23 protein-coding genes and 1 riboswitch are annotated in these 24,282 nt (G+C 74.4%); of the genes, 13 read left to right on the top strand and 10 right to left on the bottom strand.

From position 1 onward, the window contains the following. Window position 1: 1 nt before the first annotated feature. The 3 genes from RM425_RS05760 (at window position 2) to RM425_RS05750 (ending at window position 2,993) form a co-directional block, all read left to right on the top strand. Window positions 2-673 carry a M23 family metallopeptidase gene (locus RM425_RS05760; protein WP_311344226.1) on the top strand — a complete coding sequence of 224 codons (672 nt, stop codon included), beginning with the start codon at window positions 2-4 and terminating at the stop codon, window positions 671-673. 196 nt (window positions 674-869) lie between these two features. Beyond that, window positions 870-2,675 carry a helicase-related protein gene (locus RM425_RS05755; protein ID WP_311344225.1) on the top strand — a complete coding sequence of 602 codons (1,806 nt, stop codon included), beginning with the start codon at window positions 870-872 and terminating at the stop codon, window positions 2,673-2,675. Window positions 2,676-2,714: 39 nt separating this feature from the next. After that, a complete protein-coding gene (locus tag RM425_RS05750; protein ID WP_311344224.1) occupies window positions 2,715-2,993 on the top strand; it encodes a YciI-like protein in 279 nt (92 codons plus the stop codon). A 21-nt stretch (window positions 2,994-3,014) separates the two neighbouring features. Here the strand turns inward: RM425_RS05750 and RM425_RS05745 are convergent, their stop codons facing one another. Together RM425_RS05745 and RM425_RS05740 are read right to left on the bottom strand one after the other, a co-directional pair. Next, on the bottom strand, window positions 3,015-3,839 hold the full coding sequence (locus RM425_RS05745) for a sulfite exporter TauE/SafE family protein (RefSeq protein ID WP_311344223.1): 825 nt from the start codon (window positions 3,837-3,839) through the stop codon (window positions 3,015-3,017). Window positions 3,840-3,929: 90 nt separating this feature from the next. Next, window positions 3,930-5,570 (bottom strand): bifunctional 3'-5' exonuclease/DNA polymerase, encoded by a 1,641-nt coding sequence (locus RM425_RS05740; RefSeq protein WP_311344222.1) that lies wholly within the window; start codon window positions 5,568-5,570, stop codon window positions 3,930-3,932. Window positions 5,571-5,666: 96 nt separating this feature from the next. Between RM425_RS05740 and RM425_RS05735 the strand changes: the two genes are divergently transcribed. The 4 genes from RM425_RS05735 (at window position 5,667) to RM425_RS05720 (ending at window position 8,292) form a co-directional block, all read left to right on the top strand. Continuing rightward, window positions 5,667-5,861, top strand: coding sequence for a hypothetical protein (locus RM425_RS05735; protein ID WP_311344221.1), 195 nt, complete (start codon window positions 5,667-5,669; stop codon window positions 5,859-5,861). A 37-nt stretch (window positions 5,862-5,898) separates the two neighbouring features. Continuing rightward, window positions 5,899-6,261, top strand: a complete 363-nt coding sequence (locus tag RM425_RS05730) for a DUF1330 domain-containing protein (protein ID WP_311344220.1) — start codon at window positions 5,899-5,901, stop codon at window positions 6,259-6,261. Between the two features lie 112 nt (window positions 6,262-6,373). After that, complete coding sequence (locus RM425_RS05725; protein WP_311344219.1) at window positions 6,374-7,243, top strand: siderophore-interacting protein; 870 nt, start codon at window positions 6,374-6,376, stop codon at window positions 7,241-7,243. 77 nt (window positions 7,244-7,320) lie between these two features. Continuing rightward, window positions 7,321-8,292 carry an NADPH:quinone oxidoreductase family protein gene (locus RM425_RS05720; protein WP_311344218.1) on the top strand — a complete coding sequence of 324 codons (972 nt, stop codon included), beginning with the start codon at window positions 7,321-7,323 and terminating at the stop codon, window positions 8,290-8,292. A gap of 56 nt (window positions 8,293-8,348) precedes the next feature. On the opposite strand, the gene RM425_RS05715 is transcribed toward RM425_RS05720, so the two are convergent. The 4 genes from RM425_RS05715 to RM425_RS05700 all read right to left on the bottom strand — a co-directional run bounded on the left by RM425_RS05715 (window position 8,349) and on the right by RM425_RS05700 (window position 12,986). After that, a complete protein-coding gene (locus tag RM425_RS05715) occupies window positions 8,349-8,672 on the bottom strand; it encodes a hypothetical protein (RefSeq protein ID WP_311344217.1) in 324 nt (107 codons plus the stop codon). 131 nt (window positions 8,673-8,803) lie between these two features. Next, a complete protein-coding gene (locus tag RM425_RS05710) occupies window positions 8,804-9,781 on the bottom strand; it encodes a hypothetical protein (protein ID WP_311344216.1) in 978 nt (325 codons plus the stop codon). 355 nt (window positions 9,782-10,136) lie between these two features. Continuing rightward, on the bottom strand, window positions 10,137-11,504 hold the full coding sequence (locus RM425_RS05705) for a hypothetical protein (RefSeq protein WP_311344215.1): 1,368 nt from the start codon (window positions 11,502-11,504) through the stop codon (window positions 10,137-10,139). Window positions 11,505-11,719: 215 nt separating this feature from the next. Next, window positions 11,720-11,883, bottom strand: a riboswitch (cyclic di-AMP (ydaO/yuaA leader). Window positions 11,884-12,128: 245 nt separating this feature from the next. Further along, window positions 12,129-12,986 (bottom strand): SGNH/GDSL hydrolase family protein, encoded by an 858-nt coding sequence (locus RM425_RS05700; protein ID WP_311344214.1) that lies wholly within the window; start codon window positions 12,984-12,986, stop codon window positions 12,129-12,131. A 275-nt stretch (window positions 12,987-13,261) separates the two neighbouring features. Between RM425_RS05700 and RM425_RS05695 the strand changes: the two genes are divergently transcribed. The 3 genes from RM425_RS05695 to RM425_RS05685 all read left to right on the top strand — a co-directional run bounded on the left by RM425_RS05695 (window position 13,262) and on the right by RM425_RS05685 (window position 16,871). Then, window positions 13,262-15,106, top strand: coding sequence for a phosphoenolpyruvate carboxykinase (GTP) (locus RM425_RS05695; RefSeq protein WP_311344213.1), 1,845 nt, complete (start codon window positions 13,262-13,264; stop codon window positions 15,104-15,106). A 188-nt stretch (window positions 15,107-15,294) separates the two neighbouring features. Next, a complete protein-coding gene (locus tag RM425_RS05690) occupies window positions 15,295-15,789 on the top strand; it encodes a SigE family RNA polymerase sigma factor (RefSeq protein ID WP_311344212.1) in 495 nt (164 codons plus the stop codon). Next, a complete protein-coding gene (locus tag RM425_RS05685; RefSeq protein ID WP_311344211.1) occupies window positions 15,786-16,871 on the top strand; it encodes a hypothetical protein in 1,086 nt (361 codons plus the stop codon). Before RM425_RS05690 ends, RM425_RS05685 begins: the two co-directional genes overlap by 4 nt. A gap of 415 nt (window positions 16,872-17,286) precedes the next feature. Here the strand turns inward: RM425_RS05685 and RM425_RS05680 are convergent, their stop codons facing one another. Further along, window positions 17,287-18,630 carry an RNA polymerase sigma factor gene (locus RM425_RS05680; protein ID WP_311344210.1) on the bottom strand — a complete coding sequence of 448 codons (1,344 nt, stop codon included), beginning with the start codon at window positions 18,628-18,630 and terminating at the stop codon, window positions 17,287-17,289. A gap of 326 nt (window positions 18,631-18,956) precedes the next feature. Between RM425_RS05680 and RM425_RS05675 the strand changes: the two genes are divergently transcribed. Next, a complete protein-coding gene (locus tag RM425_RS05675; RefSeq protein WP_311344209.1) occupies window positions 18,957-20,102 on the top strand; it encodes an FUSC family protein in 1,146 nt (381 codons plus the stop codon). A 36-nt stretch (window positions 20,103-20,138) separates the two neighbouring features. On the opposite strand, the gene RM425_RS05670 is transcribed toward RM425_RS05675, so the two are convergent. After that, a complete protein-coding gene (locus tag RM425_RS05670; RefSeq protein WP_311344208.1) occupies window positions 20,139-21,008 on the bottom strand; it encodes a tryptophan 2,3-dioxygenase in 870 nt (289 codons plus the stop codon). Window positions 21,009-21,248: 240 nt separating this feature from the next. Here RM425_RS05670 and mqo point away from each other — a divergent pair, with 240 nt between their 5' ends. Further along, complete coding sequence (mqo, locus tag RM425_RS05665) at window positions 21,249-22,751, top strand: malate dehydrogenase (quinone) (protein WP_311344207.1); 1,503 nt, start codon at window positions 21,249-21,251, stop codon at window positions 22,749-22,751. Window positions 22,752-22,952: 201 nt separating this feature from the next. Continuing rightward, complete coding sequence (locus tag RM425_RS05660) at window positions 22,953-23,156, top strand: cold-shock protein (RefSeq protein ID WP_040339557.1); 204 nt, start codon at window positions 22,953-22,955, stop codon at window positions 23,154-23,156. 102 nt (window positions 23,157-23,258) lie between these two features. Here RM425_RS05660 and RM425_RS05655 read toward each other — a convergent pair whose 3' ends face one another. After that, entirely contained in the window at window positions 23,259-23,717 is a 459-nt protein-coding gene (locus RM425_RS05655) for a flavodoxin family protein (protein ID WP_311344206.1), read from the bottom strand. A gap of 7 nt (window positions 23,718-23,724) precedes the next feature. Further along, window positions 23,725-24,264 carry a G/U mismatch-specific DNA glycosylase gene (mug, locus tag RM425_RS05650; protein WP_311344205.1) on the bottom strand — a complete coding sequence of 180 codons (540 nt, stop codon included), beginning with the start codon at window positions 24,262-24,264 and terminating at the stop codon, window positions 23,725-23,727. Window positions 24,265-24,282 lie beyond the last annotated feature (18 nt).

Below are 24,282 nucleotides of genomic sequence, written 5' to 3'. Positions count from 1 at the left end.
CATGTCCTTCCCCGGGGCCGTGTCGCTCGCCCTGCCGTTCCGCGGGACCTGGCTGGTGCGCAACAGCCCGGCACGCCGGAGGGACGGCACTGAGCTGTTCGCCACCACGTACGCGATCGACTTCGTCGCCGTCGAGGGCCGGCGGACCGCCGCCACGCGGAGCTGGCGGACGCTGCTGGGCACCGAGCCGCCCGAGCTGTTCGTCGCCTTCGGGCAGCCGGTCCTGGCGCCGGCCGCGGGCACCGTGGTGTCGGTGCTGGACGGCGAGGCCGACCACGAGGCCCGCCGGTCGCAGCTCGCCCTGGTGCCCTACGCGCTCACGCAGGCCGGCCGGATCCGCGGCGGGCCGGCCGCCATCGCGGGCAACCACGTCGTCCTCGAGCTCGCCGACGGCGGCGGGTTCGTGCTGCTCGCCCACCTCCGGCGCGGGTCGGTGACCGTGGCACCGGGCCGCCGCGTGGCCGAGGGTGAGCAGCTGGGGGCGTGCGGCAACTCGGGCAACTCCACCCAGCCGCACGTGCACCTGCAGGTCATGGACGATGCCGACGCCTCGCGCGCGTCCGGGCTGCCGGTGGAGTTCCGCTCCTACCGCGTCCGGCCCCGCTCCGGCGGGCAACCGGTCGAGGTGGCACGCGGGGTCCCCGGTGAGTCCGAGGTCGTGGAGCCCCGCTGAGCGCGGCGCGACCCCGCCGAGGAACGGGTGCTGCGCAGCTCGCGGCACCCCGCAGTGGACAATGGACGCCGTCCGCGAGGGCCGGGGACGCCCGGCCCCGGGCATGAACGCGCCTGTTCCGCTGTTGCTCCCTGCGACGGTCCGCCTGCGACGGCGTCGACCCCGCCTCCAGACGAAGCCTTCCGAAGGACACTGCTTGACCGAGATCCGCTCCACTCCCCTGCCGCAGACGGCCCGCCGCCGCGAGCGCTCCGAAGGCCGCCAGACCGCGGCCCGCGACGCCGACCGCGTGGCCGCCCGCGCCGAGAAGCTGGCGCAGCAGAGCTGGGTCGAGGGCGCCGAGCCCGCGCTGCCGGTCCGCACCACCCGGCCCGAGGACGTCGTCTTCCACCTCGGCCCCACCAACTCCGGCAAGACCTACGAGTCGCTGCAGGCGCTGGCCGCGGCCGGCTCCGGGGTCTACGCCGCACCGCTGCGCCAGCTGGCGCACGAGGCCTACGAGAAGCTCTCCGCCGTCCTGCCCGAGGGCACGGTCGGCCTCTCGACCGGCGAGGAGGAGATCGACCCCTTCGCGCCCATCGTCTGCTGCACCGTCGAGAAGGCACCGCCCCGCGGCGAGATGCTGGTCCTCGACGAGGCCCACTGGGTGACCGACCCCGACCGCGGCCACCACTGGGCGCGGCTGCTGCTCACCGGCGAGTACCGGACGATGCACCTGATCGCGGCCGCGGAGGCCTATCTGGTGCTCAAGCCGCTGGTCTCCGACGCCGAGCACGTCGAGGTCGTCAACCACAAGCGGCTGTCGCGGCTCGACGTGCTGCGCGCTCCGGTCCGGGCCGACGCCGTCCGCCCGCAGACCCTCGTCGTCGCCTTCTCCCGCAAGGCCGTGTACGCGGCGGCGGCCGAGCTGGACCAGCACCGGCCGGGCAAGGTCGGCGTCCTCTACGGCGCCCTGCCCCCGGCCACCCGTCGTGAGGTGATCCAGCGGTTCACCGACGGCGAGCTCGACGTGCTGGTCACCACCGACGTCATCGGCCACGGCATCAACGTCCCCGCCACCACCGTGCTGTTCGCCGAGACGTCCAAGTTCGACGGCCAGGAGGTGCGCCCGCTGCGCACCTGGGAGGCCGCCCAGATCGCCGGGCGGGCCGGCCGCTACGGGCTGACCGGTCACGGCTCCGTCGGCATCCTGATCGGCGTCAGCGGGCTCAAGCCCGTCGGCGCGCTCGTCGCGAACGGCGCCGCGGTGGCCCGCGGCGACGAGATGAGCGACCTGCCCAAGCGCGCGCCGCGGCTGCGGCCGGAGCTCGAGGACCTCGGCGCGATGGAGGCCGTCGACCTGCCGGAGGCGCTGGTGCGCTGGATGGCGTGGGCGCGCGCCGCCACCCGCGACCAGGCCATGACCGCCGACGACGTCACCAGCCTCGTGCTGCGGGTGCACGCCCTACTCCCGCTGCTGCGCGGACCGCTCGGGGCGGCCGGCGACCTGGAGACGGTCTGGCGGCTGGTCAACCTGGCCATCGACTACAACCCGCCGCGGCGCACCCGCTGGCTGGTGCTGGCCCGTGCGGCCCTGGAGCACGCCGTTGGCCTGCCCGTGCAGCCGGAGACCGTGCTCCCCGACGTGCCCCGCGGCGGCACGGTCGAGGAGTACGAGCAGGCGGCCGCCGCGGCCCGCGACGCCCAGACCCTGCTGCGCCAGTTCCCCGGTGTGGGCGGGCTGGACAGCGACGACGCCGCCTGGGTCGAGGAGGAGTGCGCGGAGATGATCACCGAGCTGCTCCCCGACGCGATCGCCCTGGGCCGGTCGGGCACGTGCACCGGCTGCGGCTCGGCGATCGCACCCTGGTTCACCACCTGCCGTCCCTGCAGCGCTCCCGCCGGCCGCCCCGCCGGGCAGCGCGACCGCCGCCCCGGTGGTCAGCGCGCGGCCGGACGGGCCGCCGGTCGCGCGCTCGGTGGCCGCCAGGGCGGACCGCGCGGGCGCTCCCGCCGGGGCTGACCCGCCGGGCGGCGCCCGGCGGTGCGGGACGATGGCGCGATGCACCTGCTCCTGGAGTACGCCCTCGCCCCGGACTACCTCGAGCGCCGCGGCGCCCTGCGCGAGGAGCACCTCGACCTGGCCCGTGCGGCGCACGAGCGGGGCGAGTTGCTGCTCGCCGGCGCCCTGCCCGACCCCTTCGACCGGGCCCTGCTGGTCTGGACGGCGCCGCGCGAGGTGGTGGAGCGGTTCGCCGAGCAGGACCCGTACGTGGTCCAGGGCCTCGTCACCGCCTGGACGATCCGGGAGTGGAACGTCGTCGTGGGCGGCTCGCGGTAGCCCGGCACGTCCCGGGGCCGGTCACTCCAGCCGCGGCCGGATGTTCTCCGTCCAGACGTCCCAGCCCAGGCGCACGATCAGCACGCTGACGACGACGAGGAACGCGACGCGGATGAAGCCGCTGCCCCGGGCGGCCGCGGTGCGTGCCCCGAGGTAGCCGCCGGCCATGTTCGCCGCGCCCAGCGCCAGCCCGAGGCCCCAGTACACGGCACCGTGCGGCACGAAGAAGAGCAGCGCGCCCAGGTTGGTGGCGCAGTTGACGATCTTCGCCTTCGCGCTGGCCTGGAGGAACGCGTAGCCCAGCAGCGAGACCATGGCGAAGACCAGGAACGACCCGGTGCCGGGGCCCAGGATGCCGTCGTAGAAGCCGATGGACACCCCGATGACGGCCGCCGTCCCGTGGTGCCGGCGGCCGGTGTGCCGCAGCGCGGTGACGTTGCCCAGCGCCGGCCGGAGCAGCGTGAACGCCCCGATGCCGACCAGGGCGACGACGATGACCGGCTTGAAGACGCTGGCCGGCAGCAGGGCGGCGATCGACGCGCCGCAGAAGCTGCCGACCAACGCGATCCCCGCCATCGGCAGGGCGGTGCGCAGGTCGGGGTGCACGCGGCGGTAGTAGGTGACCGCGCTGGTCGTCGTGCCGAAGATCGAGCCCAGCTTGTTGGTCGCCAGCGCCTCCACGGGGCTGATGCCCGGGACCAGCAGCAGGGCCGGCAGCTGCACGAGACCGCCGCCGCCGACGACGGCGTCGATGAACCCCGCGGTCAGCCCGGCCAGCAGCACGAGCAGCAGCGTGGCGAGGCCGACCCCCTCGGGTAGCAGGTCCACCGCCTGCAGGTCGGTCATCCCCAGTCCTCTCGGCCCGCCGTCGTGTCCGGCGGGGCCGGGCACCGACACTCCACCACGGCATGGGCGGTGACCGCGCACCGCCCTGGCTCAGGCGGCGTCGGCCCAGGACCGGACGACGTCGACGTCCAGCGGGAAGTCGATCGGGAACTCGCCGAACAGCAGCCGGCCCGCCCGGGCCGCGGCCTGCCGCACCGCCTCGCCGACGTCGTCGGCCAGGTGCGCGGGGGTGTGCACGACGACCTCGTCGTGCAGGAAGAAGACCAGGTGCGGCCGCTCGTGCAGCGCGCCCTCCCCCAGCGTCCAGAGCCGGTTGCGCAGGTCGGCCAGCCAGCACAGCGCCCACTCCGCCGCGGTGCCCTGGACGACGAAGTTGCGGGTGAACCGGCCCCAGGCGCGGCGCTGCCGGTCACGGTCCTCCCGCGGCCCGCTCTCGTCGGGCGCCTCCCCCAGGTCGGCGGAGCGCTCGGCCCAGCCGGCGGTCGGGAGGGGCGAGCCGCGGCCGAGCAGCGTGCGCACCACCTCGCCGCGCTCCCCCGCCCGTGCGGCATCCTCGACGAGGCCGATGGCTCGCGGGTACCGCTGGGTCAGCCGCGGCATCATGCGCCCGCTCTCGCCGCGGGTGGCGCCGTAGAGCGCGCCCAGCATCCCGACCTTGGCCTCGGCGCGCGTCGCGACCACTCCGGCTCCGACGATGCCCTGGTACAGATCGGTGCCCCGGGCGGCGTCGGCCATCGCCGCGTCGCGGCTCATGCCGGCCAGCACCCGCGGCTCGAGCTGGGCGACGTCGGCGACGACGAAGCGCCACCCCTCGTCGGCGATCGCGGCCGGCCGCACCTGCGCGGGCATCGACAGCGCTCCCCCACCGTTGGACGCCCACCGGCCGGTGACCACTCCGCCGGGCACGAAGTAGGAGCGGAACCGGCCCTCGCGCACCCACGTGTCCAACCACGCCCAGCCGTTGGCCGTCATCAGCCGGGCGAGCTTGCGGTACTCCCGCAGCGCCGGCATCGCCGGGTGCTCCAGCTGCTCGAGCGTCCACGAACGGGTGTCGGTCACCGGCAGTCCGGCCGCGGTGAGGGCGCGCAGCAGATCACCCGGCGAATCGGGGTTGAGTCCCGGCGCGCCCAGCGCGGTCCGCACCTCGGCGACCAGCCGCTCCAGCACCACCGGCCGCTGTGCACCGGCCGGCCGCGGGCCGAGCAGCTCGGTGAGCAAGCGGTCGTGGACGTCGGCCCGCCACGGCAGACCCGCGTGCGTCATCTCGGCCGCGACGAGCGCGCCCGAGGACTCGGCCGCGAGCAGGAGGCCCAGCCGGCCCCGCTCCGCCGAGGCGGCCAGCGCCGCCTGCTGCCTGTCGTGCTCGGCGACCGGGTCGAGCAGGTCGGCGGGGTCCGCGAGGGGGAAGAGCGCGGAGTCGACGGCGGTGACCGGCTGCAGCGCGTCCCAGCCCGCGGTCGAGCCGGCCGCGAGCAGCCCCTGGTCGACGAACGGGGACCGCCGCAGCACCGCGTGGCACAACCGCAGGTCGGTGCACCGGGCGACGCGGACGCCGTGCGCCAGCAGGGCCGGGTACCAGCGGGTGGTGTCGTCCCAGACCCAGCGCACCGGTCCGGCCGTCTCCCGGTCGGCCACGAAGGCCGGCAGCTCGCCGGCCGGCAGCCGGAGGGCGCCCGCGGGCTGCTCGACCTCGACGTGCTCGCCGCGGCGCACGAGGACGATCCGGTTCACCCCGGCAGTGTCGCCGACGGGTGCGCCGGCGCTGCGGACATCGGCCGATCGCCCGACCGAGGGCTGATGACGGCGCCGCCGGGGTAGGGCGTGACCATGGATGCCATCTCGATGGGAAAGGCCGGCCTGCAGGGCTGGCGCGCGAAGGTCGCCGACGCCGTGGCGAGCCCGGTCGCGCGGCGCTCCGGGTTGAGCGACGACCAGGTGCGGGCGGTCGTCGGCGGCGCGTTCTTCGTGCTCGCCGTCGTCTACGTCGTCCAGACGCTCCGGCAGCAGCTGCAGCAGACCTGACCCGATCTCCGGTGCCGGAGACCGGTTACCGTGCGGCATGGCTGTCGATCCCCGTGGCTCGGACCTCAAGCGCTACCTGCAGGACGACCCGGGCGGACCCGTCGTGATGCTCAACCTGCTGCGCTACGCGGACGGGGGCAGGGAGACCTACGAGAAGTACTCCTCGGCGCTGCGGACGACCTTCCTCGCCCGCTACGGCGCCGAGGTGCTCTACGCCGGTGACGGGTCGACCGCGCTGGTCGCAGAGCCCGGGCAGGAGTGGGACGCAGTACTGCTGGTCCGCTACCCCTCGCGCGAGGCGTTCAGCCGGATGGTGGCCGACCCGGAGTACCAGCAGTTCACCCATTTCCGCACCCAGGCGCTGACCGAGGCGGTGCTGCAGGCCACCGTCCCTAGGTGAGGGCACCCTAACCACGCCGCTTCGTGCCGGGCTAGGGTTCGGCCGAGGGGGCACCCGACCTCGCGCCGAGCACGGCCGTCCCGCCCCCTGGAACCGTTCCGGAGGAGCAGGCATGACCGAAACACGACGGGGTGGCCCCGACGGCCGCCCGCCCCGCAGGCGGACGGCCCGGGTCGCCGAGGTGCTGCGGACCTCGCGCATCACGCCGCACCTGGTCCGCGTCGTGCTCGGCGGCGAGGGGCTGGCCGGCTTCCCGGCCGGCGAGTTCACCGACCACTACGTGAAGCTGCAGTTCCCGCCGGCCGGCGCGTCCTACCAGGCCCCCTACGACATCGACGAGCTGCGCGGGCAGCTGCCGCCGAAGCAGTGGCCGGTCATCCGCACCTACACCGTGCGCGCCTGGGACGCCGCCTCCGGTGAGCTCACCATCGACTTCGTGCACCACGGCGACGCGGGCGTGGCGGGGCCCTGGGCCGCGGCCGCCCGCCCCGGCGACCGGATCCAGTTCCTCGGCCCCGGCGGCGCCTACCGCCCACGGCCGGACGCCGACTGGCACCTGCTCGCCGGCGACGAGTCCGCCCTGCCGGCCATCGCGGCGGCCCTCGAGGGGCTGCCCGCCGGCGCGCGGGCACTGGCCTTCGTCGAGGTGGCCGGCCCCGTGGAGGAGCTGACCGACGTGGCTGTGCCCCCGGGGAGCGAGCTGCGCTGGCTGCACCGCGGGGATGCCGCACCCGGCGAGGCACTGGTGGCCGCGGTCCGTGCTGCCGAGCTGCCGGCCGGCCGAGGGCACCTGTTCGTGCACGGCGAGGCCTACGCCGTCCGCGAGCTGCGCCGGCACCTGCGCGGGCTCTACGGCCTGGCTCCCGAGTGGACGTCGATCTCCGGCTACTGGCGGCGGGGGGACACCGAGGACGGCTGGCAGACCACCAAGCAGGAGTGGAACGCCGCGATCGAGGCCGAGGAGACGCCGGCCAGGGCCTGAGCCCCGGGCCGGGGCTCGGGCCGGGCACGGCCGTCTGACAAGCTCGGGTGGACCGAACACCGACCTCAGGAGGACCCGTGCGCGCCGCCCAGATCTCCACCCTCGACGGCCCTGGGGCCATCCAGGTCGTCGACGTCCCCGAGCCAGAGGCCGGGGACAAGGTCCTCATCGAGGTGCACGCTGCCGGCGTCACGTACCCGGAGGTCCTGCAGAGCCGCGGCGAGTACCAGATGAAGCCGCCGCTGCCGTTCATCCCGGGCAGCGAGGTGGCCGGCGTCGTGCGCTCCGCCCCCGAGGGCAGCGGCTTCACCGCCGGGCAGCGGGTGGCGGCGTTCCCGTCCCTGGGTGGGTTCGCCGAGGTGGTCGCCGCGGCGCCGTCCATGGTGTTCGCGCTGCCGGACGGCACGAGCTTCGCCCACGGCGCCGCCCTGCCGATGAACTACCTGACGATGCACTTCGCGCTGCGCCGCCGCGGTCAGCTCCGCGAGGGCGAGACCGTGCTGGTGCACGGCGCGGCCGGCGGTCTGGGGACGGCGGCCGTCCAGCTGGCGAAGGCCTACGGCGCCCGCGTGTTCGCCGTCGTCTCCAGCGACGCCAAGGGCGAGGTGGCCCGGGCCGCCGGCGCCGACGAGATCGTGCCCTCCGACGGCTTCCGGGACGCGGTCAAGGAGCTGACCGGTGGGCGCGGCGTCGACGTCGTGGTCGACCCGGTCGGTGGCGACCGGTTCACCGACTCGCTGCGCAGCCTCGGTCGCGAGGGCCGCATCCTGGTGCTCGGCTTCACCGGCGGGGAGATCCCGACGGTGAAGGTCAACCGGCTGCTGCTCAACAACGTCTCCGTCGTCGGCGTGGGTTGGGGCGCGTTCTGGTCCACCAGCGCCCGCGACTTCCCGAAGGAGCAGTGGCAGGAGCTCTACCCGCTGCTCGAGAGCGGCGCGCTGGACCCGGTCCTGGGCACCGTGCACCCGCTGGAGGACGTCGTCGCGGCCGTCACCGAGCTCGACGAGCGCCGCGCAGCGGGCAAGGTCCTCCTCCGCGTCCGCGGCTGACCGCTGCGGCTGCGGCTGCGGCTGCGGCTGGCGGCTGGCGGCTGGCGGCTGCGGCGCTACTCCCCCACGAGTCGCCGCAGCCGCCGCGCGGGCTCGCACAGCAGCACGCCCGGCAGGCGCAGGGCGACCGAGGCCACCCGCACCCCCAACCGCAGCAGGTCCGGCCACTCGGCCGGCCGGGGCGCGGGCGCCACGGGCCGCTCTCGCACGGGCGGCGGCACCGGCGGGAGCGGGAGCTGCGGTGCGGCCGGCGGTGGCGCCAGCACGTCCATGGCCGGATGGCTGCGGCGCGGCGCGCGCAGCGAGGCGAAGGACGGGATGGGTGGCGCCAGGGGCGATTCCCCCTCGCCGCTCCCTCGTCCGCGACCGGTCGTGGACACGGCTGGTTCCTCCAGGTGGGGTTCCGGGATCAGGGTGACCGGGGTGGATCAGTGGTCGCCCGGGGCCGTCGACACTAGTGCCGGCGCCGGACGCGCCCGGCGCGGGTCGGCCCCCGCCGACGCGGCAGGCGTCAGCGGTAGTTCACGTGGACGTGGTCGAAGTGGTTCGCCGTCACGCCGCCGCGGTTCTCCATCTGTTTCCAGGAACCGCCTGGCGAGCTGAGCATCCGCTGCTGCCAGATGACGTAGTCCACGCCCAGCTCGTTCCAGTGGGCCACGTGGTAGGCCGCGATCGCGTCGCCGAGGGCCGCGTTCGTCATCACCATGTAGTCCACCGCGAGACCGGACGGGTGGCCGCCGGGGTCGGCGGCGCTGGCGCGCGTGCCTCCGAGCGCGATGGAGCCCGCTCCCGGGACGTTGCTGACGACGGCGTCGGCCGCCGCCTGGGCCCGGGGGTTGATGGCGCCGGCGGTGTTCCTGATCCGGGCGCGGACGGTGGCGGCCACCGAGCCGGCGGCCTGAGCCACGGCGGCGGCCGGTGCCTTCGGGGCGGGCCGCGCGGCAGCCGTCGGCTGCTCGGCGGCACGCTCGGCGGCACGCTCGGCGGCGGCCGCCTCCTCGGCGGCCCGGCGTGCGGCGGCCGCCTCCTCGGCGGCCCGGCGTGCGGCGGCCTCGGCCTCGGCCTCGGCCTCCACCTGCGCCTGGGCCGCGGCCGCGGCCGCGGCCGCGGCCTCCGCCTCGACGCGCCGCTGGTCGAGCACCGCCTGATCGGCCGCGGCCTGCGTCATCAGTGCTGCGGCCTCGGCGTCCTCACGGGCGCTGCGGCTGGCGGCGATCTCGGCCAGCGGCTCGAGCTCGCGGGTCACGTCCTCGGGAGCGGGCGTGGCCTCGAGGCCAAGCTGACGGGCCACGCTGACCGATTCCGTGCTCACGGCCTCCGCCTGGGCGGCGGGGCCGGCGCCGATGACCAGGTTCACCACGAGAGCACCGGCGGCGGCCACTCCCAGGTAGATGCCCGGACGGCGGACGGCTGCCGGAGGACGGCGGTGAGAGCTCGACCGGCGGTGGGAGCGCGCCGGTCGGTGCGAGACGGTGGTGCGGGGGTGCATGTGCGCGGGTGCTCCGGAGGTGCGTGCGGCGGCGTCCGACCAGGGACGACGAGGTGCTGCGACGGGTGTGCGGTCGGCGGGATCGGCGGCTCCGCGGCGAGCCGGACGCGGCGGGGGGCGAGCGCAGGGCCGCGGCTCGCCCCCGCCCCGCGAGGGACGACGGCGATCCGGCGGCGTCCGTCGATCTCCCCTGGTGGGACGTGGTGACCGTCGGACACTGCCACGGTACCCACCGTTACGGATCCGTGACAATCGCCGGCGGCGTGTCCGTGCGGGACACGCCTGTCCGCGCCTGCGTCCGGGCGCGGACCACCACCGCCGGCCGTCGCACATCGCGACGGCCGGCGGGACGGCGTCAGCGGTAGTTCACGTGGACGTGGTCGAAGTGGTTGGCCGTCACGCTGCCCCGGTTCGCCATCTGCTTCCAGGCGCCACCGGGTGAGCTGAGGTAGCGCTGCTCCCAGATGATGTAGGCCACGCCGAGCTCGTTCCAGTTGGCGATGTGGTAGGCGGTGATGGCGTCCCCGAGCGCGCGGTTCGACATGACCATGTAGTCCAGCGCGAGCCCGGAGGGGTGCCCCCCGGGATCGGCCGCGCTGGGGCGCGTGCCACCGAGCCTGATGGAACCGGCGCCGGGCACGTTGCTGACCACCGCGTTCGCTGCCGCCTGCACCTGCGGCCGGACCGCTCCGGCGTTGTTGGTGATCCGCGCGACTCCGCGTGCGGCAACCGGGGCGGCTGCGGGGACGACCGACGGTGCCGGCACAGCGGCCGCGAGCGGGGCGGGCGCCCGGGGCGCGGGCGGTGCGGGCGGGGCGGGCGCCCGAGGCGTGGGCGGTGCGGGCGGGGCGGGCGCCCGAGGCGTGGGCATGGCGGACGCCCGCGGAGCAGGCGCCGCGACCGTCACCGGAGCAGGAGCGGGCGGGGCAGCGGCAGGTGCGACCGGCCGCGCGGCGGCGGCCTCCTCGGCAGCTGCGAAGGCCGCAGCCGCCTTCATCCCGGCCTCCGCCTCCGCAGCGGCCATCGCCGCGGCCGCCTTCATCCCGGCCTCCGCCTCCGCAGCGGCCATCGCGGCGGCCGCCTTCATCTCGGCCTCCGCCTCCTCGGCAGCGGCCATCGCCGCGGCCGCCTTCATCCCGGCCTCCGCCTCCTCGGCAGCGGCCATCGCCGCGGCCGCCTCCATCCCGGCCTCCGCCTCCGCAGCGGCCATCGCCGCGGCCGCCTTCATCCCGGCCTCCGCCTCCTCGGCAGCGGCCATCGCCGCGGCCGCCTTCATCCCGGCCGCCTCCTCGGCGGCGCGCCGGGCGGCGGCGTCGGCCTCGGCACGCTGCTGGTCCAGCGCGGCCTGGTCGGCGGCGGCCTGCGCGAGGCCGGCGACGGCCGCCGCCTCCTCGCGGCTGCTGCGGCTGGCCGCCAGCTCCTGGAGCGGCTCGAGCCGGTCCGCCACGTCGTCCGGCGCGGTGGTGGTGCCGATCCCGAGCTGCCCGGCGACGCTTCCCGACCCGGAGGGGGCGGGGGCCGAGGGCGCCGGCCCGGCGCTCGCGGCACCGGCGCCGACCGCGTCGGCGCGCGGGGCGACCTCGCTGCCGATGAGGGCGGTGGCCAGGACGAGGCTCGCGGCGGCGGACGCCAGGTAGGTGCCGGTGCGCACGCCGACCGCTGGGCGGCGGCGCGGGGAGGAGTGCCGGCGGCGGGCGCCGGAGATCGTGGTGCGGACGTTCATGGGTGCGGGTGCTCCGAGACGTGGGGCAGCGACACCCCGGCACGGGGTGAGGAGCTGCACGAGTGGGATCGGCGGGACTGCGCTCCGGGCACGCCCGCCTGCAGGCGGGCATGCGGGGAGCAGGGGCGCGGCTCAGCTGTGCGGGTGGACCCGCCGTCGGTAGTGGGTGCGGGCAGGTCCAGCGGCGGTGCAGGGGCGCGCCATCCGGCGGCTCTCCGTTCTTCCGATACCGCTTACCGGGTTAGCTGACGGGTTCGGGCTCAGAAGTGCCCTACGCGCGACGGATGCGTCTCCGGTGCGCGATTCACCCCAGTGCTGCGGTGGGTCCCCGGCTCGCCGGCGTCCTGCGTGGACGACGGCGACTCAGCGGCGTCCGCCGGACTCCCCGGGGAGGGGACGTGGCGACCGGCGGACGGCATGACGGTAGGCACCGTTATGCATCCGTGACAAACGACCAGGTAGTCGTGCCGATTCATGCGCCGGGCACCCGCCGGGGACCGTGTCCACCCGACCGGCAGGGCCGGAACCGGTCTCCCCCCCGCCGCCCGGGGAGCCTGCAGCGCGACGGGCTCCGGCGGCCAGATCCGGGGCCGGGGTGCAGCGGCCGGCTCGAGGAACCGGGGGTCAGAGGCGCCGCAGGGCCTTCATCGCCTGGGCCGCCATCCGGGCCTCGCCCAGGGCGTTGGGGTGTACGACGACCGGGTTGGTGCCTCCGACGACCGGCTCCACCCAGCGGACACCGATCGGCTGGCAGGCGTCGTGTCCCTCCGACACCCGGGTCATGTCCACGTAGGTCACGCCCGTGGCCTTCGCCGCCCGGCGGATGGCGTCGTTGAGAGTCGCCTGCACGCCCCGCAGGTAGGGGACGTCGCCTTCCGCGACGGGCATCTGCGGGAAGCACCCGCCGGTGGCCGGCAGGATCGACGGGTAGCCGAGGATCGCGACCTCGGCGCGCGGGGCCTTGGCGCGCACCGCCCGGAGCGCCTGGACCAGCGACGGGTACGTGGTGGTGCGGATGGTGTCCTCGAAGGACGAGCCGTACCGGTCACGGCACGGGCTCCCCCGGCCGAGCGTGGAGAGCCCCGCTGCGCCGCACTGGGTGATCGAGTCGATGAACACGCCGCTGTCGTTGCCGCCGATGGTCATCGTGATCACCTGCGTGTCGCTGCTGACCGCGTCCAGCTGCGGCGCCACACCCGGGTACTGAGCGGCGAGGTAGTCGCCGGTGTCGGCTCCCCCGCACGTGACGTCGGTGAGCCGGGCGCCGGTGGCCGCGGCGATGACGTGCGGGTAGTTGGCCGTCGAGCGCAGGCACTGCGGTGGGGCTGTGAGGTCGGGCGGCAGGACACCGGACGCCGCGCTGTAGGAGTCGCCCAGCGCGACGTAGCGGACCGGGCCGCTCCCGCCGTGCGCCTGCGCCGGTGGGGCGACCAGCACGAGCGTGACGAACAGGGCCGACAGGACGGCGGCGAGACGGCGCACGGGGCAGCTCCGGAGGGGGCGTGGACAGGCCGCACGGGACAACGACGGCCCGATCCCCGGGTTACGCGCGTCACACCTGCGAGCGTGGACGTACCTCTTCCGGATGCCCGTGGGCGGTCCGGAGGCCTCCCGGCGTACATCAGCGGTAACACGCCTGACACCATCACCGAACGATTTCCCGATCAGGGGTCCACACCACTCCCTCGCAGAGTGGCGCGGTGGCTGGATCGTGCCCGGGACGAGAAGGTGGGTCGTAGCGGATGGAGAGGATCCTCGTGACTGCCATAGACGCGGTACTGGACGAAGCTGGACTGACGAACGAAGCCGTCCGGTCCTACGTGAAGCACTGGGCACAGCACACCGGCGCCGAGCGGGTGGAGGTCATCAACGCCTCCGACGACGCGCGGCTGATCCGCGAGTCGCTCGACGCGGGCGAGTTGCTGCCCGCCGGGGAGGGCCGCTACTACTCCCGCAGCCACCCGAAGGACACGGCGCGCTCCGAGGAGCGCACCGTCGTCGCGACGAACGACCCCGAGGACAAGGGCGAGTACAACAACTGGCGCCCGGCCTCGGAGATGCGGCCGATGCTCGAGGAGCGGATGGCCGGCAAGTCCGCGGGCAAGACGATGTACGTCGTCCCCTACGTGATGGCGCCGCCCGGGTCTCCCCTGCAGCCCTACGCCACCGGCGTCGAGCTGACCGACACCCGCACCGTCGTGCTGCACATGATCCGCATGGCGCGGGTCGGCGTGCAGTACGTCAACGATCTGGCCGACCAGGACTACTTCGTCCGCGGCGTGCACGTCACCGGCGACCTGGACAACCTGGGCCAGGGCACCGCCGACGATCAGCGCTACTTCGTCACGATCGCCGACGAGCGCACGATCCTGCACTACGGCTCGTCCTACGGCGGCAACGCGCTGCTGGGCAAGATCGCCCACGGCCTGCGTCAGGCGACCTACGACGGCTGGGCTTCGGGCAAGTTCCTCTCCGAGCAGTTCCTGCTGCTCGGCATCACCGACAAGCAGACCGGCCGCACGTACCACATCTGCGGTGGCATGCCGAGCGCCTCGGGCAAGACCAACCTGGCCATGATCCTGGCGCCCGACGCCCTCGGTGACCGCTACCAGGTGCACTTCTACGGCGACGACATCGCCTGGCTGTGGGTGGACGAGGAGGACGGTCGCGTCTACGCGATCAACCCCGAGTTCGGTGCCTTCGGCGTCGCCAAGGACACCAACGAGGCCACCAACCCCACGGCCGTGGAGGCCATCGCCGAGGGCACCGGGACGATCTTCACCAACGTCGCCTACAACGAGCAGACGCAGGACGTCTGGTGGGAGGGCAAGTCCAAGCAGCCGCCGGCCGACGTCACCGGCTGGCGCGACTGGAAGGGCGAGCTGATCTCGGAGCGCTCCGAGGCGGAGAAGGACGCGCCCTGGGCGCACCCGAACAGCCGGTTCACCACCACGCTGGCCAACATCCCGAACATCGCGCCGGACTACGAGAACCCGAAGGGCGTGCCGGTCGACGCGATCATCTTCGGCGGGCGCACCCGTGACCGCGAGCCGCTGATCCGCGCGATCACCGACCTCGCCGAGGGCGTCTACGACGGCCTCACCCTGGGCGCGGAGGCGACCTTCGCCGCCGAGGGCACCGAGGGCGTCCTGCGCTACGACCCGATGTCGATGCGGCCGTTCATGGCCTACTCCGAGGGCGCGTACGCCGCGCACTGGATGAAGATCATCGGTGCCGCCAAGGACCAGCCGGTCTTCGCCCACGTGAACTGGTTCCAGCGGGGCGAGGACGGCCGCTTCCTGTGGCCGGGGTACCGGGACAACCTCCGCCCGCTGCTGTGGCTCATGCAGCTGCGCAACGGCGAGGTCACCGGCCGGCAGACCCCGGTCGGCATCGTGCCGACCAAGGAGGAGCTGCAGCTCGAGGGCATGGACGACCTCCGCCCGGACGACCTCGAGACGCTCCTGACGATCGACGTCCCGCGCTGGCAGCAGGAGATGGCCCACCGCGAGCAGCACCTCTCGCTGTTCCGCGACATGCCCGAGGAGATCTGGGCGGCCCACCGCCGGGTCTCCGACGCCCTGGACGCCGAGGCGAAGTGATCCCCGGGGGGCTCCGGCCCTCCTGAACGACGAAGGTCCCGACCGCTCCGGTCGGGGCCTTCGTCGTTCCCGGCGCGCGTCTGCCGGCACCACGTCGCCCGGACCGGGCAGGATCCGTTCCCACCGCGTGCAGCGCCACGCGGTCCCCGATGCGTCTGACCGGGTGGAGACCACCGACGGGAGCAGGCGTGACGTTCGAGGAGTTCGTGGCCGCGCAGGGCAGGCCCCTGCTGCGGCTGGCGTTCGTCCTGACCGGGGACCGGCACCTCGCCGAGGACCTGACGCAGACGGCGCTGGCCGACGCCTACCGGCACTGGCGGAAGGTGCGGGCGGCCGCCGACCCGGCCGCGTACGTGCGCCGGATGCTGGTCAACGCGCACCTGAGCTGGCGACGCCGTCGCTCGAGCACCGAGCGCCCGGCCGAACTGGTGGACGCCTCGATCGATCCGGCCGCCGGACCCGGGGACGCCCTCGAGGCGCGGGAGCAGATGCGCACGCTGCTCGCCGGCCTGGCGCCACGGGCACGCACCGTGCTGGTGCTGCGGTACTACGCCGACCTCGACGACGCCGCGATCGCCGAGGCCATGGGCGTCAGCCAGAGCGCGGTGCGGGCGACCGCCTCGCGGGCCTTGGCCGGTCTCCGCTCCACCGCCGTCGTCGAGGCCGTCCAGGAGGCGCCATGACCGACCCGACCGAGCGGCAGCTGCGCGAGCTCTTCGCCGCCGACGCCGCTCGCGCGCCCCACCCGGGCGGCCTCGCCGCCCTCACCCTGCACAGGGTGCGGCACCGCCGTCGGGTCCGGACGACCGCAGCGACGGGGCTGATCGCGGCCGTGCTGGTCACCGGAGGGAGCGCGGTCGTCTGGGGCCCCCTGGGTTCCAGTTCCTTCCCTGCGGCCGCCCCCACGGGCGTCGGCGAGCTCCCTGGCGGTGCGACCGAGGACTGCTCCTCCGGGTACTCGAGCGCCCGGCTCGCCGCAGAACTGACCCAGGAGGGCGCCTTCGCTCTCGACGGCACCGTCACGGCGATCGAGCTGGGTGCCGACCCCGGTCCCGGGCGGCCCAGCCGGTACGCGAGCGTCACCTTCCGGGTGCACACCTGGTACCACGGCGGCTCCGGCGGGACGGTGGAGGTGCTGCTCGGCCCCCCGGACGTCACGTCCCAGACCTCGGACGTGAGGTCCTACGGCATCGGTACCCGGCTGCTCGTGTCGGGTCAGGTCGCCGAGACCGCGAAGGTGTCGGACGCTCCGACGACCGAGGACGTCGCTCACTTCGGGTTCTCCTGCGGCTCCACCCGCTACTACGACGATGCGACCGCCGCCGAGTGGGCCGCCGTGGCCGCCGGTGAGGCGCCGGCCGGTGCGCTGCCGGCCACCAGGGCCGCGAGCTGCCCCGAGTACTCGCCCGCCCTCGTGGGTGAGCGGGACTTCGCGCTGGACGGAACCGTCACCGGGATCGGGGAGCAGCGCTTCCCCAGGCTGCCGGGAGAGACCGAGTCCGACGGCTACTACTCGGTCACCTTCGAGGTGCACACCTGGTACCTGGGCGGCACCGGCGGGACGGTGACCCTGCACATGGAGGAGCTGCCCTACCTGCCGACGCCGGAAGGCGGAAGCGTCGAGACCTACGGGGTCGGCACCCGCCTGCTCGTCTCCGGTGTGGTGAGCGAGATCGAGGGCCGAGGCCTCATCGGCCAGGGCTGCGGCTACACGCGGTACCACGACGAGCAGACTGCCGCCGAATGGACCGCCGCCACGGACTGATGCGACGAACGACGAAGGCCCCGACCAGTCGGTCGGGGCCTTCGTCTCGTTGCGGGGTCGTGCCGAGTGGGCCCCGGACGGGTCCGCGCAGGCGCGACGGACACGCTCTGCGGGACCGGCCCCGGCACGTGGCCGCGGGGTCGTGCCGAGTGGGCCCGGGAGGGGTCCGCGCAGGCGCGACGGACACGCTCCGCGGGACCGGGCCCCGGCACGTGGCCGCGGGGTCGTGCCGAGTGGGCCCGGGAGGGGTCCGCGCAGGCGCGACGGACACGCTCCGCGGGACCGGGCCCCGGCACGTGGCCGCGGGGTCGTGCCGAGTGGGCCCGGGAGGGGTCCGCGCAGGCGCGACGGACACGCTCCGCGGGACCGGGCCCCGGCACGTGGCCGCGGTGTCGTCCGGAGGACGACAATGTGCTCAGTCGAGGTAGTCGCGGAGTACCTGGGAGCGGCTGGGGTGGCGCAGCTTGCTCATGGTCTTGGACTCGATCTGCCGGATCCGCTCGCGCGTGACCCCGTAGACGCGGCCGATCTCGTCCAGGGTGCGCGGCTGGCCGTCGGTCAGGCCGAAGCGCAGGCGGACGACGCCGGCCTCCCGCTCCGACAGCGTCTGCAGCACGCTCAGCAGCTGGTCCTGCATGAGGCCGAAGCTCACCGCGTCGACGGCCACGACCGCCTCGGAGTCCTCGATGAAGTCGCCGAGCTGGCTGTCGCCCTCGTCGCCGATGGTCTGGTCGAGGCTGATCGGCTCCCGGGCGTACTGCTGGATCTCCAGCACCTTCTCCGGGGTGAGGTCGAGCTCCTTGGCCAGCTCCTCCGGGGTGGGCTCGCGCCCCAGCGACTGCGACATCTCGCGCTGTATGCGGCCGAGCTTGTTGATGACCTCGACCATGTGCACAGGGATGCGGATGGTGCGGGCCTGGTCGGCCATCGCGCGGGTGATCGCCTGGCGGATCCACCACGTCGCGTAGGTGGAGAACTTGAAGCCCTTGGTGTAGTCGAACTTCTCGACCGCACGGATCAGGCCCATGTTCCCTTCCTGGATCAGGTCCAGGAACGCCATACCACGCCCGGTGTAGCGCTTGGCCAGCGACACGACGAGACGGAGGTTGGCCTCCAGCAGGTGGTCCTTGGCGCGCTCGCCGTCCCGGGTGACCCAGGTGAGCTCACGCCGGCGCGCGATCGGCAGGGTCTCGCCGGCTGCCGCGGCGTCGGCGAGCTTGTGGCTGGCGTAGAGCCCGGCCTCGATCCGCTTGGCGAGGTCGACCTCCTCCTCGGCGGTGAGGAGCTTCACCCGGCCGATGAGCTTGAGGTAGGCGCGGACGGCGTCCGTGGACGCGGTCATCTCCGCGTCCTTGCGGGCCTTCCGCAGGGCCAGCGACTCCTCCTCGTCCTCCCACTCGAAGCCGGTGCCGGCGGCACCGGCAGCGGCCTCGCCGTCGGCCTCGGGGGCGTCGGTGTCGTCGTCCTCCTCGACCTCGGCGGGGGCGATGGTGACGGCCTCGCTCGGGGCGGCCGTCTCGAGCGCGTCGTCGAGGACGGGCGCATCGTCGTCGGCCGCGGCGCCCGTCTTCCCCTTGGCCGCCGCCTTGGTCTTGGCTGCGGTCTTCGGAGCGGACTTGGGTGCGGCCTTGGCCTTGGCCTTGGCCTTGGCCGTGGGCGCAGCCTTGGCCCGGGCCTTGGTGGTGGGGGTGGTGGCGGGCGAAGCGGTGGGGTCGTCCGTCCCGTTGGGGGCCGGCTGGGCGATGTCGGTCGCGGTCATCGTCGCCTCTCGTGACGGTGTCGGACGGCGTCGCGAGAACCTGCAGTCCTAGCGGAGAGGCCGGCGCGTGCACGACGAGGGAGCCGGCACGCACTGAGGGTGGGGGGCGAATGTCCTGCGATGGCGGCCAGATCGGCGCGTCACCGGGGACGACATGCCATTTTAGCCCTCCCCGGCCGTCGATGCCGACGGCCTCCGTTCGGAGCCGCCCCGTCGGGGTGGGTTCCGGCCGCTCCGCCCGGGGCACGCAGCCCTCGGGGCCGGTGGCGGACACGCCGGCGAGGGATCGGCCGGCGCGCGGCCGGCCGGGACGACGGAGGTGGGTCGTGCAGCACGACGGCAGCGGGCCGCGCCCGTCCCCGCGGCTCCTGCCGGCGCGCGCCCGCAGGGTGTGGGCCCGGCACCCCCGGCTGGGCATGGCGGTCAAGGCCGCCGTCGCCGCATCGCTGGCCTGGGCGCTGGTCCAGCTCGTCCCCGGTCCGGCAGCCGACTACCCGTACTACGCCCCGCTGGGTGCGCTGATCGCCACCTCGACCACCCTGACCGGATCGGCGCGCGAGGCGGCGCAGGCCGTGACCGCGATCTCACTCGGCGCGGCGGTCGCGCTCGCCGCCGATGCCCTGGGCGGACCGAGCCTGCTGACGATCGCGCTGGCCGTCGCCGTCGGCGTGCTCGTGGGCAGCTGGTCCCGCCTGGGCGGCTCGAAGAGCTGGGTGCCGACGTCGGCGCTGTTCGTCCTGATCATCGGCGACACCAACCCGACGGGCTACGTCCTCGGCTTCGCCGGGCTGACGCTGCTGGGGGCGCTCGTGGGCCTGGCGGTCACCGCGGCATTCCCACCGCTACCCCTGGCCCCGGCGCAGGCGCAGCTCCAGCTCCTGCGCGACCGGCTGGCCGACCAGCTCGACGACCTCGCCGGCGGCCTGCAGCAGGAACACCCCCCGACCGCCGAGGGGTGGCAGAAACGCATCCGCACGATCGATCCGGTCCTCGCCTCGATGCGGGCGGCGGTCGGACAGACCCGGGAGGCGCAGCGCGGGAACCGCCGGGCGCGCCGGTACGCGCAGGACGCCGAGCAGCAGCTGCGGCAGGCCCGGACCCTGGAGCGGCTGACCCTCCTGGTCGAGGAGCTCACCGACGTGCTCACCGACAGCGAGCGCGCGGAGTTCGAGCAGGTGCCCCTCGGGCCGGCGCTCCGCCCGGCGGCGGCCCGCACGCTGAGCGCCCTCGGCGAGGCCCTCCGCTCGGTGGACGCCGAGACCGCGGACCAGGGATCGCTACGGGAGGCGGAGGAAGCGCTCCAGCAGTTCCGGGACGAGGTCCGCCGGACGCGGACGACGACCCAGGACGACCTCTTCGTGGCCGGCAGCGTCATCGACGCGGTACGCCGTGGGCTGATGTCGCTCAGCCCGCCGGCGGCCGCTGCCGCCCACTCCCCGGAGCCGCCGGACCGGGCGGAGCCGTCGCGGTGACCGGCCCGGTCGGTCCGACGGTGCGGTAGGGAGCGCTCAGGTCCCGATCTCCGTGCGGACGGCGTACAGCTCCGGGAAGAAGGTGAGGTCGAGCGCACGGCGGAGGAAACCCACTCCGGACGACCCGCCGGTGCCGGTCCTGGCGCCGATCGTGCGCTGGACGGTGAGCAGGTGCCGGAACCGCCACATCTGGAAGTTGTCCTCGATGTCCACGAGGCTCTCGCACGCCTCGTAGACCCCCCACGGGGTGTCGGTCGATTCGTAGATGCGCCGGAACACCGGGACGAGGCCGGGTGCGAACCGCCAGGCCTCGCAGACGTCCCGGGTCAGCACGGCCTCGGGGACGTCGAAGCCCGCACGGGCCAGCAACCGGAGGAACTCGTCGTACAGCGTCGGGGCCTCCAGCAGCTCCGCCAGCAGCTGCCGCGCGGCGGGCTCGCCCTCGAAGACCTGGAGCATCGCGCCGTTCTTGTTGCCGAGGACGAACTCCACGGCCCGGTACTGGTGGGACTGGAAACCCGAGGCATTGCCCAGCGCGCCGCGGAACTGCGCGTACTCCCGCGGCGTGAGGGTGGCCAGCACCGACCACTGCTCGGTCAGGGTGCGCTGGACGTTCTTGACCCGGGCCAGGCACTTGAGGGCCGGGTCCAGGTCGTCGGCGGCGAGGTAGCGGCGGGCGGCCATCAGCTCGTGGAGCACCAGCTTGAGCCAGAGCTCGCTGGTCTGGTGCTGGACGATGAAGAGCAGCTCGTCGTGGTGCTCGGGCCGGCTGCGGGGCGCCTGCGCGGTGAGGAGCCGGTCGAGCCCGAGGTAGCCGCCGTAGCTGTCGTCGGCGGTCAGATCGGTCCGGATGGACTCCTCGAGCGCGCGCTCGGCGCGGGCCGGGTCGTCGGGAGCGGTGGCCATGACCGGCACGCTAGCCCTCCGGACCGGGGCGCCTGCCTCCTCTGGAAGAGTGGACCGCCGTCCGGGCATGCCCGGGCGGCGGACGGGGAAAAGCCCCGGTCGGGCGGCGCCGCGGACGGAGAAGCCCCCGCTGCGCGAGATTCCTCACACCGCAGCGGCTCACGTCGGCGCCCGTTTCGTCCGACCATCTAGGGTGCGGCGCTCCTGTGCGCCCTCACGCGGCAGGCCAGAGAGGCAGAAGTGACTTCGGATCCCGGCGTAGTAGCTGACAGCGCGAACCCCGACGTGGTGCTCGTGGGCGGCGGCATCATGAGCGCCACCCTGGCCGCGCTGTTCGGCGTCGTCGCCCCCGACTGGTCGGTCACCGTCTTCGAGGCCGGGCCCGCGCTGGCCGGCGAGAGCTCGGACGCCTGGAACAACGCCGGCACCGGTCACGCCGCGCTGTGCGAGCTCAACTACACGCCCGCCGGCCCCGACGGCGAGGTGGACGCGACGAAGGCCGTGTCGATCAACGAGCAGTTCCAGATCTCGCGGCAGTTCTGGTCGCACCTGGTCCGCGGTGGCATGACCGGCTCACCCAAGGACTTCATCACCCCCGTTCCGCACGTCGGCTTCGTGACCGGCGAGGAGGGCCGCCGCTACATGCGCGCCCGGTTCACGGCGCTCAAGGCCCAGCCGCTGTTCGCCGAGATGGAGTACACCGAGGACCCCGCCGTCCTGGCCGAGTGGATCCCGCTGGTCATGAACGGCCGCGACCCCGAGCAGGCCGTGGCCGCCACCCGCTCGATCGCCGGCACCGACGTGAACTTCGGCGCGCTGACCAAGCTGCTCCTCGCCGACGCCGAGACCCGGGGCGTCGCCACGCACACGAACCAGCGCGTCTCGGAGATCGAGCGGGAGAGCGACGGCCGTTGGAGGGTGACCGTCCGCGACACCCGCACCGGCGAGCCGCGCACCGTCCGGGCCCGTTTCGTGTTCGTCGGCGCCGGCGGCGGTGCACTGCCGCTGCTGCAGAGCACCGGCATCCCCGAGATCGCCGGTTTCGGCGGCTTCCCGGTCAGCGGGATGTTCCTGCGCACCACCTCCCCGGAGCTGGTCTCCGAGCACCAGGCGAAGGTCTACGGCCAGGCCGCCGTCGGTGCGCCCCCGATGTCGGTGCCGCACCTGGACCTGCGGCTGATCGACGGTGAGTACTCGCTGCTCTTCGGGCCCTACGCCGGCTTCTCCCCCAAGTTCCTCAAGGCCGGGTCGATCTTCGACCTGCCGCTGAGCGTGAAGCCGAACAACCTGGGCTCGATGCTGGGCGTGGCCCGCACCGAACTGGCGCTCACCAAGTACCTGATCGGCGAGCTGCTGCAGACGCGCGGCGCGCGACACAAAACCCTGCAGGGCTTCGTGCCGGAGGCCGAGCAGGCCGACTGGGACATGATCACGGCCGGCCAGCGCGTCCAGGTGATCAAGCGCGATCCCGACACCGGCAAGGGCATGCTCCAGTTCGGCACCGAGCTGATCGTCGGCGCCGAGGGCAGCATCGCCGGCCTGCTGGGCGCCTCCCCCGGCGCCTCGACCGCGGTCGCGGCGATGCTCACGCTGCTGGAGCGCTGCTTCCCCGACCGCATGACCGCCTGGCGCCCCCGGCTGCAGGAGGCGATCCCGTCCTACGGGCACCGGCTCTCGGAGGAGTCGGCGCTGCTGGCCCAGGTGCGCGCGGACACGATGCAGACCCTGGAACTCAACGGCTGAACCGCCATCGCGGACACGGGCTTCCGTCCGGGGCCGAAGTCGGGGTAGGGTTCTGCCCGGTCGCTGTTGTACCTCTGCTCGTTCTCGAACGTCCGCAGTCGTCTCTGCCCTGACGTTCCTCTCGGTCCTGCCGGTCGGTGCGGCGGCCCCGGATCGGCGCATTGCCGGTCCGGTCACCTCCAGCACGGAAGAAGATCGAACATGGCTCAGGGCACTGTGAAGTGGTTCAACGCGGAGAAGGGCTTCGGGTTCATCGCCCAGGACGGCGGCGGCGCCGACGTCTTCTGCCACTACTCCGCCATCGTCAGCGACGGCTACCGCTCGCTCGACGAGGGCCAGCAGGTCGAGTTCGACGTCACGCAGGGCCAGAAGGGCCCGCAGGCGGAGAACGTTCGCCCCATCTGATCCGAACGGATCCCCGTCGGGGGTCACGGCGCTCCGGCGCCGTGGCCCCCGTCGGCGTTTCCGGGGTCCTCCCGGCTCACCGCCCTCCGGGGTAGATCCGGCTCACCGCCCGCCGCGGTCCTCCAGGCCCACCGCCACGGTCGCGGCCAGCTCGCGGACGGCCTCCAGATCGTCCGGCGAGGCCGAGCCGGTGAGGCTGAGCGGCGCGGCCGCCTGCTTCCAGCGCAGCGCCCCGGTGATGCGGTCGATGCTCTTCAGCGCTCCCGCGGTGTCGTCGTTCCCGTGCACGTAGACGCCGTACGGCAGCCCCACCGTCGCGTCGAGGCACGGGTAGTAGATGGTGTCGAAGAAGTGCTTGAGCGCCCCGGACATGTAGCCGATGTTGGCCGGCGTGCCCAGCAGGACACCGTCGGCGGCGAGCACGTCCGCCGGCCCCGCCGACAGGGCCGGCCGGAGCGTCAGCTCCACCTCCTCCACGAGGGCCGCGCCCTCCTTCACCGCCTCGAGCACCGCCTGCAGCGCGGGCGAGGGCGTGTGGTGGACGACGAGCAGACGAGGCATGCCCGGATCATCCCGCGTCGGCGCCGCCCGGTGTCGTCCGGCCGGCCGCCGTCCGCAGCTCTCCGTACAGCCGCGCCAGGTCGGGCAGCTGGAAATGGGCGTTGAGGCCGCTGGGGTTCGGCACCACCCAGGTGCGCACGCCACCGACCCGCTCGGCCTGCTCCCCCAGGCCGGCGCCGGGTCGCTCGAACGCCAGCCGGTAGGCCCCGATGCCGAGCACCGCGAGCACGCGGGGGCGGTACCGCCCCACGAGCGCCGCCAGGGAAGCGCCACCGGCTCGCAGCTCCTCCCGGCTCAGCTCCGCCGCCGTCCGCGTCGGCCGGTCGGCGAGGTTGGTCACCCCGAGGCCGTGCCGCAGCAGCTCGCGGTCCTCCTCCGGGGTCAGTCGCCGCGGCGTGAGCCCCGCCAGGTGCAAAGCCGGCCAGAACCGATTGCCGGGCCGGGCGAAGTGGTGCCCGCGCTCGGCCGACATCAGCGAGGGGTTGATCCCGCAGAACAGCACGTCGAGGTCCGGAGCGACGACGTCGGGCAGGGGCTTGGCGGGCACGGCCCGATTCTCCGCCCC

Origin of the sequence: Blastococcus goldschmidtiae, assembly GCF_031845325.1 — a bacterium.
In the GTDB taxonomy this organism is placed as follows: Bacteria; Actinomycetota; Actinomycetes; order Mycobacteriales; family Geodermatophilaceae; genus Blastococcus; species Blastococcus goldschmidtiae.
The sequence above is the reverse complement of the archived record's forward strand: the minus strand, read 5'-3'. Positions and strand labels throughout refer to the sequence as shown.

Excerpts from the sequence above, each read along its gene's own strand:
- RM425_RS05655 (WP_311344206.1), bottom strand. The coding sequence starts at position 23,717 with ATGCCTCGTCTGCTCGTCGTCCACCACACGCCCTCGCCCGCGCTGCAG.
- RM425_RS05750 (WP_311344224.1), top strand. The coding sequence starts at position 2,715 with ATGCACCTGCTCCTGGAGTACGCCCTCGCCCCGGACTACCTCGAGCGC.
- RM425_RS05685 (WP_311344211.1), top strand. The coding sequence starts at position 15,786 with ATGACCGACCCGACCGAGCGGCAGCTGCGCGAGCTCTTCGCCGCCGAC.
- RM425_RS05710 (WP_311344216.1), bottom strand. The coding sequence starts at position 9,781 with ATGCACCCCCGCACCACCGTCTCGCACCGACCGGCGCGCTCCCACCGC.
- RM425_RS05660 (WP_040339557.1), top strand. The coding sequence starts at position 22,953 with ATGGCTCAGGGCACTGTGAAGTGGTTCAACGCGGAGAAGGGCTTCGGG.
- RM425_RS05735 (WP_311344221.1), top strand. The coding sequence starts at position 5,667 with ATGGATGCCATCTCGATGGGAAAGGCCGGCCTGCAGGGCTGGCGCGCG.
- RM425_RS05760 (WP_311344226.1), top strand. The coding sequence starts at position 2 with ATGTCCTTCCCCGGGGCCGTGTCGCTCGCCCTGCCGTTCCGCGGGACC.
- RM425_RS05745 (WP_311344223.1), bottom strand. The coding sequence starts at position 3,839 with ATGACCGACCTGCAGGCGGTGGACCTGCTACCCGAGGGGGTCGGCCTC.
- RM425_RS05680 (WP_311344210.1), bottom strand. The coding sequence starts at position 18,630 with ATGACCGCGACCGACATCGCCCAGCCGGCCCCCAACGGGACGGACGAC.
- RM425_RS05670 (WP_311344208.1), bottom strand. The coding sequence starts at position 21,008 with ATGGCCACCGCTCCCGACGACCCGGCCCGCGCCGAGCGCGCGCTCGAG.
- RM425_RS05730 (WP_311344220.1), top strand. The coding sequence starts at position 5,899 with ATGGCTGTCGATCCCCGTGGCTCGGACCTCAAGCGCTACCTGCAGGAC.
- RM425_RS05725 (WP_311344219.1), top strand. The coding sequence starts at position 6,374 with ATGACCGAAACACGACGGGGTGGCCCCGACGGCCGCCCGCCCCGCAGG.
- RM425_RS05705 (WP_311344215.1), bottom strand. The coding sequence starts at position 11,504 with ATGAACGTCCGCACCACGATCTCCGGCGCCCGCCGCCGGCACTCCTCC.